Below are 12,157 nucleotides of genomic sequence, written 5' to 3' on the forward strand. Positions count from 1 at the left end.
GGGAACACACGGGCGGCAGCTTAATCAATGCCGCCCGTGTGCTGTAGGTCAGCGCGTGTCGAGCAGCGACTGGCTCAGGGACTGGAGCAGCGACGGTGCACCGACAATGCCTTCGTGATCGCTGTCCAGGGTCATCGACAGCGCCAGGCATTGTTCGCCGAAGGACTCCTTGAGCTGTGCCTCCAGGAGGCCGACCAGCTGTGGCGATTTATCCCGGCCAGCCCACCAGCAATGCAGTGCAGCCTTCAGCGGGCGGTACTCGAAGTCCTGCGCGAGTTCTCCCAGTTTCACGCCGACGTGCTCCCCCAGCCTCAGTTCGCGCTCGCCCAACAGCAGGCTCGCTAACTGTTCGGGATCGTCCTGTAATTGCCGCTTGGCCCATTCCATGAACAACGCTTCACGTTCTCCGGCCGGCAACTGTTGATGCCAGCGCTCAGCCGAGTCCGCGTGCTGCGGCGACAAACGTTTGAACAGCTCCAGGGCGTTGCGCTCCAGGGGCGGTGTTTCCAGCGCTTCAACCGCCTGCCAGAACGGACGCACGGTCGCCGGCGGTGGCGCATCAATCAAGCCCAGGAAGTCGACCTTCTCACCTTCGGCTTCCAGGCGATGGGCGACCTCCATGGCAAGATTGCCCCCCAGCGACCAACCGGCGAGGGCATAGGGTCCATGGGGTTGCACTTCGCGAACGTTGCGTACATACAACTCGATCAGGTGTGCCCAGGTGGTGTTGCTCCAGGCGCCATCGACAAAGGCCTCGCAGAGAATGCCGTATACCGCCGTCTGTTCACCCAGTGCCGCCGCCAGTGGCTGGTAGCTATGAACCATGCCGAAGATCGGATGGAAACAGAACAGCGGTGGCTGTGGGCCCTGATGCTGATTGAGGCGCACCGCCAGTTGCCTGGACGGTTTTTGCAGGTTCTGGCACAGCGCGTCAAGGGTAGGGTGGCTCATGAAATCGTGCAGGCTCAGACGGCTGCCGCAGGTCTGGTTGATCAGGCTTACCGCTTGCAGTACCAGCAGCGAGTGGCCGCCCAGTTCGAAGAAGTTGTCGTGCAAGCCAACCTGGTCGATCTTGAGCACGGTCTGCCAGATCAACGCCATTTGCTGTTGCAAGGCGGTCTGTGGGGTTGCCAGTGGCGCAGACGAGACAGCGGTTTGTGCGGGCGGCAAGGCTTTGCGATCAAGTTTTCCGTTGGGGGTCAGGGGCAGCCTGGCGAGGATCACCAACTGGCCCGGCGTCATGTACGCCGGCAAGTGTGCCTTGAGGTGCGCACGCAGGACCTCGTGCAAGGCGCCATCGCCGGCAGCGCTTGCGGACTCGGTTGGCACCACGTAGCCCACCAGTTGTTTACCGGTCGCAGCATCGACGGCGATGACCACCGCTTCGCGAACCCCCTCGCAGCGTTGCAGGCACGTCTCGATTTCGCCCGGTTCGACACGGAATCCTCGAATCTTGACCTGATGATCACTGCGTCCCACATACTCGATGTTACCGTCGGCGCGATGGCGCACCAGGTCGCCGGTACGGTAGAGGCGTTCGCCCGCACTGCTGAACGGGTCAGGCACGAAGCGCTCGGCGGTCAGGGCCGCACGCTGATGGTAAGCTCGCGCCTGCCCGGTGGCGCCGCCAATGTACAGTTCGCCGACCGTGCCGATGGCGGCGGCGCATAAGTCCTTGTCCATCCCGTACATCCTGCGGCCGGGTAGGGCGCGACCGATGGGAATGCCATGCTCGGACAGGCTGTCCAGGTCCAGGTTGGAACACTCCAGCGTGCTCGACACCACCGTTGCTTCGGTGGGGCCATAGGTGTTGAGCAGCCGTACAGCGCCAAGGCCGGCAGCTTGCCAGTGTCGTAAACCTTCCACCGACATGGCTTCGCCACCGACGTGAATTTGTCGCAGTTGGCCATAGTTGCGTGGTCCGGCTGCCGCACAGTCCAGCGCGAACAGGTGCCAGTAGGCTGAAGGCAGGTCGGCGACGCTGATGCCATGCCGCAGGATCTGTTCGTAGAAGGTGGCTGTGTCCCATACGCTGTTGCCTCGCAGGACAACGCGGGCGCCTCGGCACAGCGGTGGATAAAACTGCTCGATGAACCCGTCAAAACTGAAGGTCGCGAACTGCAGCACGCGGTCCTCGGCGCTCAGTTGTGAGTAGTCGCCGGCAATGGCACAGAATTCGGCCAGTGCTCCGTGGCTAATCGCGACCCCTTTGGGCTGGCCGGTGGAGCCAGAGGTGTAGATGAGGTAGGCAAGGTTCTGCGGCGCGACGCTGTGCACCAGATTCTCGGCACTGTAGGTGTCCAGATCATCGGTCAGGTTTGACGTACGCACCGTCGCCGGAATGCTCATGCGTTGTAGCAACGGGTCTTCGATCAGCAGCAGTTGCAGGCCGCTGTCGGCGAGCATATAGCTCAGCCTGTCTGGCGGGTAAGTCGGGTCCAGCGGTACGTAACCGGCCCCGGACTTGAGAATCGCCAGCAAGCCTACGGCCATGTCCAGCGATCGCTCAACCGCGAGGCCCACCAGCCGGTCGGGGCCGGCCCCCAGTGCACGCAGTTTGCCGGCAAGCTGGTTGGCGCGAGCGTTGAGGGCGCCGTAGGTGAGGTGCTGGTCGTCAAGGACGATGGCTATCGCCCCGGGAGTTTTCTCGGCCTGGGCTTCAATCAATTGATGGGCGCAGGTCGCCATCGAATAATCGACGGTGCCACCCTGGGCCTGGCCGATCAGAGTCTGATGCTGCTCATGGGGCAGGGCGTGCAGTTGCCCCAGTGGTTGGTTCGGGTCGGCGAGCATGCGCAGTAACAGCGTGTCCAGATGCTCGGCAATGTGGGTGATGGTCTGCGGATCGAAATCGGCGCAGCTGTATTCGAAACTCAGCGACAGCCGCTCACCCAGGGAGACTGCAAGGGTCAACGGATAACTGGTCTGTTCGAAGTCCCTGACCTCGCCAAACACCAGCGCCTCTGGCGCGGCTTGCTGCAAGGCTTCGGCCACGGGGAAGTTTTCGAATACCAGGAGAGTGTCGAACAAGGCCTGTGCGCCGAGCGGCGACCAGCGCTGGATTTCGTGCAGCGGCGTATGTTCGTGCTCGCGCAGGTTCAGGTTGTGTGCCTGGACCTCGGCCAGCCATGCAGCCACGCTCTGGTTCGGTTGCGGGCTGGCGACGATCGGCAAGGTATTGATGAAAAGCCCCAGCAGGTTTTCCACACCGGGCAGGTCTGTTGGGCGACCCGCTACCGTTGCGCCAAACGCTACTGTGTCCTGGCCGCTGTAGCGGGCCAGCAGAACCAGCCATGCCGCTTGAATAATGCTGTTGAGTGTCACCTTCTGTTCCCGGGCGAACAGCTCCAGGGCCTGCGTCCTGGTGGCATCGAGGCGGTGCAGGTGCGCGGCGTGAGTCCGCGACCGGGTCACATCCTGGTGCTTGCGGCCAAAGGCAGCGGCCACTCGGGTCGGTTCGTTCAGGTCACGCAACTGGTGCGTCCAGAAAGCCTGGCTGGCAGCGTGATCCTGACGTTGCAGCCAGCCGATATAATCCTTGAAGCGTCCGTTCAGCGGCTCCAGCGGTTGCCGGGCATAGCTTTGCAGAACCTCGCCGATCAATTGCGAGTTGCTCCAGCCATCCATCAGGATGTGGTGACTGGTGTAGATCAAGTGGCAGGTGTTGTCTTCCAGGTGCACCAGGGTCAGGCGCAGCAGCGGCGCCTGCTGCAGGTCGAAGCCTTGTTCGCGATCAGCACGGGCCAGGGCTTGCAATGCGCTCTGGGATATAGCGCGGTTACGCCAGTCCAGTTGGCTCACCGGCAGACTCGCGTGTTTGTGAACCACCTGCAACGGTTGCGCCAAGCCATCTTTCCAGAGAAACCCGCTGCGCAGGATATCGTGGCGCTCGACCACTGTTTGCCAGGCGTGAATGAACCTTTCAGCGTCCAATCCTTGGATGTCCACGGCCAACTGATTGACATAAGTGTCGTCCTGGCCCTCGTACACCGAATGGAACAGCATGCCCTGCTGCATCGGGGACAGAGGGTAGACGTCGTCGAGCTGTCGGGCGTCCAGGGCCAAGGCGTCCAGTTGGACCTGGGACAAGGACGCCAACGGGAAGTCTGAAGGTGTGACGGCGCCGTTCTGCGGCTCCAGGCAATGGCGAACCAGGCTGTGCAATTCCTCACGATAGTGGTCAGCCAGTTGCTGGATCTGGGCTTCCTCGAACATCTCCCGGCTGAACGTCCAGTTCAGTTGCAATTCACCGCCGTACACCTGGCCGTTGATGCTCAACCAGTTATCCAGAGGGGCGCTGGGGTCCTGGTTGTCGCCGCTGTCTTCGGCAGCCGGGCTGAACAGGGCGTGTTCGTCAAAGCTCTGGTCAAACTGCCCGAGGTAGTTGAAGGTGATTCGCGGGCTGGCCAGGGCACGCAGCTTCTGCTGAGTGCTGTCGTCGCCAAGGTAACGCAGTGCGCCATAGCCCAGGCCTTTGTCGGGCAGGTGGCGCAGTTGTTCCTTGATGGTTTTGATGGAGTCGGACAAACGCTGAGCCGGCGTGAGCTTGACCGGGAAAACGCTGGTAAACCAGCCGACGGTGCGGGTCAGGTCAAGGCCTTCGAACAGGTCCTCGCGGCCGTGGCCTTCGAGCTGGATCAGCGCCGAAGGATGTCCGGTCCAGTGACAGATTACTCGCGCAAGTGCGGTCAGCAGCAGGTCGTTGACCTGGGTTCGATAGGCGGCCGGCGCTTCTTGCAGCAATTGACGGGTCAGCTGCGGGTCGAGTCGTGTGCTGACGAAATGCCCGTTGCTGCCGGCCATGTCGGCATCACGCCGGGCGCCTGGCAACTCGTCCGAGGCGTCCTGCAGCAACGTTTGCCAGTACTGCATCTGCTGATGCAGGGCGGTGCCACGGGCATAACCTTGCAAGTGTTCTGCCCAGGCCTTGAAGGCGCTGGTCTTGCCCGGCATGTTCGGAGCCTGGCCTTGCTGCATGGCGGCGTAAAGGGTTTGCAGATCTTCCAGCAGGATCCGCCAGGACACGCCATCGACCACCAGATGATGGACCACCAATAACAAGCGCTGGCTGCCGTCAGCGAGGTTCACCAGAAGCGCCCGCAGCAGCGGACCGTGCTGCAGGTCCAGGCTGCGTTGGGCTTCATCGCATTGCGCGAGCAGGGCGTCGGCATTCTCAGCTTCGCGCTGCCAGAGCAGGGGTGTTTCGCGGTGGGGGCGGTGAGTGGCCTGCCATGTGCCGTCGTTGCATTCGAAACCCAGGCGCAGCGCATCGTGATGGTCCACCAGATGGGCCAGGGCCGTGGTCAACGCGGTCACGTCCACCGGCAATGCAGGCTTGAGCAGGATCGACTGGTTCCAGTGCTGGCGCTCGGGCACCGGTTCGGCAAAGAAAACCTGTTGGATCGGAGTCAGGGGCGAAGCCCCGGTGACTGGGCCTTGCTCCAGAGTCCGGGTATCAACGGACTGTGCAACGCTGGACAGGCCGTGAATGGTCTGGTGTTGGAATACATCCTTGGGTGTCAGGCGGATCCCGGCCTGGCGGGCACGGCTGACCACCTGGATGGAGATGATCGAGTCACCGCCCAGCTCGAAGAAGTTGTCAGTGAGACCCACTTGCTTGACCTTGAGCACCTCTTCCCAGATTTGCGCCAGGCGCTGCTGGGTGTCTGTCTGCGGTGCCACATAGGCGTGTTGCGTCACACTGAAGTCTGGCGCAGGCAGGGCTTTGCGATCGAGCTTTCCGTTGGGCGTCAGCGGCAATCGTGACAGCAGCACCAAGTGCTTGGGCAGCATGTAGTCCGGCAAGCTGGTCTTGAGACGGTCCTTGATATCGGCCCGCAGCAACTCCTGATCCTTGGTGGGCGCCACGCTGAGTTTCACATCCAGTGGCAGGATATAGCCTACCAGTTGCTTGCCGGTGGGCCCGTCCATCGCCACTACCACGGCTTCGCCGACGGCGGGGTGGTCTTGCAGGCGTGCTTCGATCTCACCGAGCTCGATACGGTAGCCGCGGATCTTCACCTGGTGGTCAACCCGGCCCAAGTACTCGGTGACACCGTCCGGACGCAGGCGTACCAGGTCGCCGGAGCGGTACAGGCGGCCGCCGCGGCTGAACGGGTCGGCGACGAAACGCTCGGCGGTGGTGTCCGGGCGCTGGTAGTAACCCCGGGCCAGGCCTTCGCCCCCCAGGTAAAGCTCGCCGGCACTGCCCAGGGGCACCGGGTTCAGATCGGCATCCAGCACGTAGGCTGTGCGTGCGCCGACGATCTTGCCGATGGGCGCGTAGGCGGCCTGGCAGCTTTCATCGCGGCTGGCCTTCCAGATCAACGGCGTGACTACGGTTTCGGTAGGTCCATAGCCGTTGATGATGAACTGCGGTTGCAACACGCGCTTGACCAGTTCGAAACTGGCGTTGGGCACTGCGTCGCCACCAAAACAATAGATGCGCACCGGAGGCGGTACCGGGAACTGTTCGGCGTACTCCGCCAGCTGTTGCAGGTAAACCGGCGGGAACGCGACGACGCTGACGTGGTGCTGGTGCAGGGCGGCATAGGTCTGCTCCACCGACCACAGGCTGTTGTCGCGGATCAGCAGGCGGCCGCCGTGGGTCAGGGTGGTCAACCAGCGCTCGTGGGCACCGTCGAAGGCGAACGACATGAAGTGCAGCTCGCAGTCTTCGGCCGTCATCTCATACAACTGACCAATCGCCTGGCAGTGCATGGTCAGCGGGCCGTGGGCGACACACACTGCTTTGGGACGCCCGGTTGAACCGGAGGTGTAGATCATGTACGCCAGGTTATCGGGTCGGCCCCGGCATGGCAGGTTGCGGTCACTCAAGGCTTGTAGCCAGCCGCTGTCCTGGTCGAGCATCACACAGTTGACGCCTGGCGGAATCGGCAGCACTTCAAGCAGCCGGCTTTGGGTAAGCAGCAAGGTTATCGCGCTGTCTTCGATCATGAAGGCCAGGCGTTCGCGAGGGTATTCCGGATCCATCGGCACGTAGGCGCCACCGGCCTTGAGAATCGCCAGCAAGCCGATGACCATATCCAGCGAACGCTCAAGGGCAATGCCCACCAATACCTCGGGCTTGACCCCCAGCTCCACCAGTTTGTGCGCCAGGCGATTGGCCCGGCGATTGAGTTCGCCAAAACTCAGGGTGTGCTCGCCAAACAGCAGTGCCACGGCGTCCGGGGTACGGGCGGCCTGGGCTTCGAAGGTTTGATGAACGCATTCAAGGTGGCCGCCGTGGTAGTGGCTGCGGTTGAAGTCCTGCAGCAGCACCTGCTTCTCTGCGGCGCTGAGCAACGGCAATTCACCGATGGGGCGGGCGGGGTCACGGCACACAGCCTGCAGCACGTTCAGCCAGTGGCCGGTGATCCGTTCGACGGTTGCCCGATCAAACAGGTCGGTGGCGTAACTCAGGGTGGCGCTCAGGCCCTGCTCGTTTTCGATGGTGTTGAGGGTCAATTCATATTGGGCAGTGCGGCGTTCCCAGCTCAGGTTCTTGACCTTCAGGCCCGCAATCGCCGGAGCAACGCCGGCGTCTTCGTATTGGTGGTTGAGCATCACCTGGAACAGCGGGCTGTGGCTCAGGCTGCGTTCCGGTTGCAGGGCTTCCACCAGTTGCTCGAATGGCAGGTCCTGATGAGCCTGGGCGCCAAGGGCCGCGTCCTTGACGTGCGCCAGTAAATCACTGAAGCGCGTCTGGCTGTTCATCTCTGCCTGAAGCACTTGGGTGTTGACGAAGAAGCCGATCAGGCGTTCTGCTTCAGCGCGGGTACGGTTGGCCACCGGTACCCCGACGCGAATCTGCGCCTGGCCACTGTAGCGGTGCAGCAGCGCTTGAAACGAGGCGAGCAGCACCATGAACAGCGTGCAATTGTGTTGCGCTGCCAGTTGTTTGAGCTGCCTGGCCAATGCAGGTTCGACGAGGATTTCGCAGTCGGCACCTGCCTGGCTTTGCACCGCCGAGCGCGGGCGGTCTGCGGGTAATTGCAGTACCGGTTGCTCGGTGCCCAGTTGGTCTTTCCAGTAGCCGAGTTGACGTTCTTGTTCGCCGGCCTCCATCCATTGGCGCTGCCATGCGGCGTAATCGGCGTATTGAACCGAGAGAGCCGGCAGGTTGGCCTCGGTTCCATTCACATGGGCCTGATAGAGGGCGATCAGTTCTTCGATCATGATTGGCACCGACCAACCGTCCGAGACGATGTGGTGCATGGCGACCACCAGCACGTGGTCGTCGTCGGCAAGCTTCAGCAGGCTGACCCGCAACAGGGGCCCTTGTTCCAGGTCGAAGGGTTGGCTCGCCAGGCGCTCGACAAAAGCCTGGATATGCTCCGCGTGCCCGGCAGCGGGTAACGCGGTGGCGTTTTGCACGCTCAAGGTGAACCTTGCGGCAGGATGGATCACTTGCACGGCTTGGGCCTGATCCTGTCGGAAGGTGGTACGCAGGCTTTCGTGACGGGCAATCAATGCCTCGAAACTGCATCGCAGTGCCTCAACGTCCAGCACGCCCTCCAGTTGCAAGGCCGCCGGAATATTGAAGGCGGTGTTGTGAGGATCCAGTTGCCAGAAAAACCACAGGCGCTGTTGCGCATAGGACAACACCGCCGGTTCTTCGCCATTGCGCTTGAAGATCGGCGCGACGTTGTACAGGTTGATGCCCTGGCGCTTGAGCAATGTCGCCAGCGCTTTGCGTTCTTTGGACGAAAGCGAACCGACGGACGCTAGTAACTCTTGCACGCGAAAATTCCTTATTGAGCAATCAGGTCTTCAATATCGTCGCTGGACAGGCTCTTGAGCAGCGCCAGGGTCCGGGCGAGTTCGTCCTGCAGTGGGTTGGCGGCCGACTTCAGGGCTAGTACCTTTTCGGCGAGGTCCAGCAAGTGGTCCGCGCTGAACAGCTCGCGAACGGGTAACTCGACCCCCAACTGCTCGCGCACCCGCACCACCACCTGAGTAGCCAGCAGCGAGTGACCGCCCAGCTCGAAGAAGTTGTCATGCAGGCCGACGCGCTCGACTTTCAGCACTTCCTGCCAGATGCCCGCAAGTTGGCTTTGCAGTGGCGTCGCCGGGGCCACGTAGTCGCTGTGTGCCTGGGCGGGGTCTGGCGCAGGCAGGGCCTTGCGGTCGAGTTTGCCGTTGGGGGTCAGGGGCAACCGGGGTAGCAGTACCCAGAAGGTCGGTTGCATGTAGTCCGGCAGGCTGGCCTTGAGTTGGGCGCGAACCTCGCCCAGGCGTGCTTTCTGGGTGTCGAGATCGGCGCCGGCGAGCGTTGGATCGGTGGGTACCAGGTACGCCGCCAACTGCTTGCCATGGGCACCGTTGAGTGTCACCACCAGCACTTCGCGCACCTCGGCGCACTGCAGCAAACGCGCTTCGATCTCACCCAGTTCGATACGGAAACCGCGAATCTTGACCTGATGGTCGGCGCGGCCGATGTACTCGATAACGCCGTCTGCACGGTAGTGCACCAGGTCCCCGGTGCGATACAGGCGAGCCCCCGGTTGATCGCCCAAGGCATCCACCACAAACCGTTCGGCGGTCAGTGCCGGGCGATCGTGGTAGGCACGAGCCAGCAACGGACCACCGATGTACAACTCACCGACGACTCCGGCCGGCACGGGCTCAAGGTTGCCGTCCAGCACGTACATGCAGCGCCCGCCCAGCGGTTTGCCAATAGGCATCAGCGCCGGCAACGCCCGCGTCCCTGCGACGTACTCGGCACAGTCCAGGAAGCTTGCGGTGACGGTGGTTTCGGTCGGCCCGTAGGTGTTGAGCAGGCGCACCTGCTGCAGCCCGGCCTGGGCCCACAGTTTCACGCCTTCTGGGGGCATGGCCTCGCCGGTGGCGCTGACCTGGCGCAGGCGCCCATAGTCACGGGGGCCCTTGCGGGCAAATTCCTGGGCGATCAGGAACCAGTAGGCGGTACTCAGATCGGCCACAGTCATGCCGTTGTCGATCACTTCGCGGTAGAAACTTTCGCTGTCCCAGACCTCGTTGCCGCGAATGATCACCCCGGCACCGACACACAGCGCGGGAAACAGTTGTTCAATGAACCCGTCGAAGTTCAACGATGAGAAAAGCAGCACACGGTCTTGCGAGGTCAACTGGAAGTAGCCGATGGCGACGTCCGTGTGGCCGGCCAGCGCCTCGTGGCTGATGTCCACGCCCTTGGGCTGGCCGGTGGAACCCGATGTATAGATGACGTACGCCAGGTTCAGCGGCGCCACGCGGGCGGGTGGATTGTCATTGCTGAAGGCGGCGAGGGCAGGGTCATCCAGCCTTAGGTCCAGCACGTTGATGGGGGCCGGGATACTCAAACGTTCGTGCAGGGCCGGCTGGGTCAACAGCAGGCTGATACCGCTGTCCTGCATCATGTAGCTCAGTCGGTCTGCAGGATACTCCGGGTCCAGGGGGACATAGGCACCGCCCGCCTTGAGAATCCCCAGCAGGCCAATGACCATTTCCATTGAGCGCTCGAAGGCCACGCCGACTCGCACGTCCGGGCCCACGCCTTCGGCGATCAACCGATGGGCCAGGCGATTGGCCTGTTGGTTCAGTTGGGCAAAGCTCAGGCGCTTGCTACCGAGCAGCAATGCCACGGCATCCGGTGTCAGGGCGGCTTGCGCTTCTATGCGCACCTGCACAGAGGGGGCGTCGAGAGTCAGGTGGGGCGGGTTCCAGTCCACCAGCATCTGCTTGCGCTGAGCGCTATCCAGCAGGGCGAGATCGCCAATGGCCTGTTCTGGCTGCTGACAGATGGCCAGGATCAGGTTTTGCCAATGCAGCGCCATGCGCTCGATAGTGGCAGCGTCGAATAGCTCGGCGTTGTACTCGAGGCTGGCGTAATAACCGTCGCGGCGGCTGCCGGCGTCGATCGACAAGTCAAACTTGGCCAGTGGCAGGTCGCTGTCGATAAACTCCAACGCCAGGTCACCCAGTTGTAACGCCTCGGCGGTGTAGTCCTCGACCCGCCAGTTGAACAGTGTCTGGAAAATCGGCGCATGCTCGGCGCTGCGTTCGAAGGACAGATGGTCCAGCAGCACTTCAAACGGAATATCGGCATGCTGCAAGGCCGCCTGGGATTCCTTGCGCAAGCGGCGCAGCAACTCCTGTGCGCTCATGCGCGACTCCAGGCGCACCCGGTAAACCTGGGTGCTGACGAAACAGCCAACAAGCCCCTGGGTTTCTTCCAGATGGCGGGTGGCGTTGGGTACACCGACACAGAAATCTGTCTGGCCACTGTAACGGCTGAGCAAGATCTGCCAGGCGGCTAATAATAGTACGAACGGCGTAATGCCTTCCCGGGAACACAGTGCGTCGATCCCTTGTTTAAGCGTTTGGTGCAGGTCGATATGGGCGTAGGCGGCAGGTTGCCCCGTGGTCTTCAGGCGGGGTTGGTCGGTGGGTAATTCCAGGACGGGGAAGTCATCCCCCAGGTAGGTTTTCCAGTAGGCGATGCCGCTTTCCAGGTCCAACCCGCCGGTTTGGCCGTCGCGCTGCCATTGGGCGTAATCAGCGTATTGCACCGCCAGTGGGGGTAAGGCTGTCAGATCGCTGGTGCCGGTGCCGATACGGTAAGCCTCGCTCAGGTCCTGCACCAGGATCGCGTTGGACCACGCATCGGAAACGATATGGTGCAGGGTAATCAGCAGCGCATGTTCCTGATCCCCCAGTTGCAGCAGGCGCGCCCGGAGCAAGGGTGCCTGGCTGAGATCGAAGGGCAGCGTGGTCTCGGCCTGAATCTGCTGCTCCAGCAAGGCCTGGCGTTCGGCCGCCGAGCAGGCTCGCAGGTCCTGATGGTCGAGGCATAGCTGTGCCTCGGGATCCACTTGCTGGAACGCTTGGCCATTGATTTCGATGAAACGACTACGCAACACTGCGTGGCGCTCCATCACTTGCGACAGGGCGCTTTCCAGGGTCTGGACATGCAGTTGGCCCTTGAGCAGGAATGCCCGTGGCAGGTTATAGGCGCTACTCTGGGGATCGTATTGTTGTTCGATCCACAAACGTTGTTGCGCGTAGGACAGTGGTGCCGGCTCTGTTGTATTGCGAGGGCGGATGCGTGCGGTGTCGGTGGACTCATCGCCCAGCAGCAGGGCCAGCAGTTCGTCGTCTTGAATATCGTGAATGGCAGTCATTGCGTGTCTCGGGC

Annotated in this window: 2 protein-coding genes; both read right to left on the bottom strand. The window is 62.2% G+C overall.

Annotated elements, in window-relative coordinates; all coding sequences use genetic code 11:
* Positions 1-48 precede the first annotated feature (48 nt).
* Positions 49-8,742: a non-ribosomal peptide synthetase gene (locus D109_RS0110655; protein ID WP_017476874.1), complete on the bottom strand. Its 8,694-nt coding sequence runs from the start codon at positions 8,740-8,742 to the stop codon at positions 49-51.
* Between the two features lie 11 nt (positions 8,743-8,753).
* Entirely contained in the window at positions 8,754-12,143 is a 3,390-nt protein-coding gene (locus tag D109_RS0110660; protein ID WP_017476875.1) for a non-ribosomal peptide synthetase, read from the bottom strand.
* Positions 12,144-12,157: the final 14 nt, after the last annotated feature.

It is taken from the genome of Pseudomonas sp. PAMC 26793 (assembly GCF_000313235.1).
GTDB lineage: Bacteria > Pseudomonadota > Gammaproteobacteria > Pseudomonadales > Pseudomonadaceae > Aquipseudomonas > Aquipseudomonas yamanorum.

What these genes read in the sequence shown, in the direction of transcription:
- D109_RS0110660 (WP_017476875.1), bottom strand. Translation starts at nt 12,143, where the DNA reads ATGACTGCCATTCACGATATTCAAGACGACGAACTGCTGGCCCTGCTG.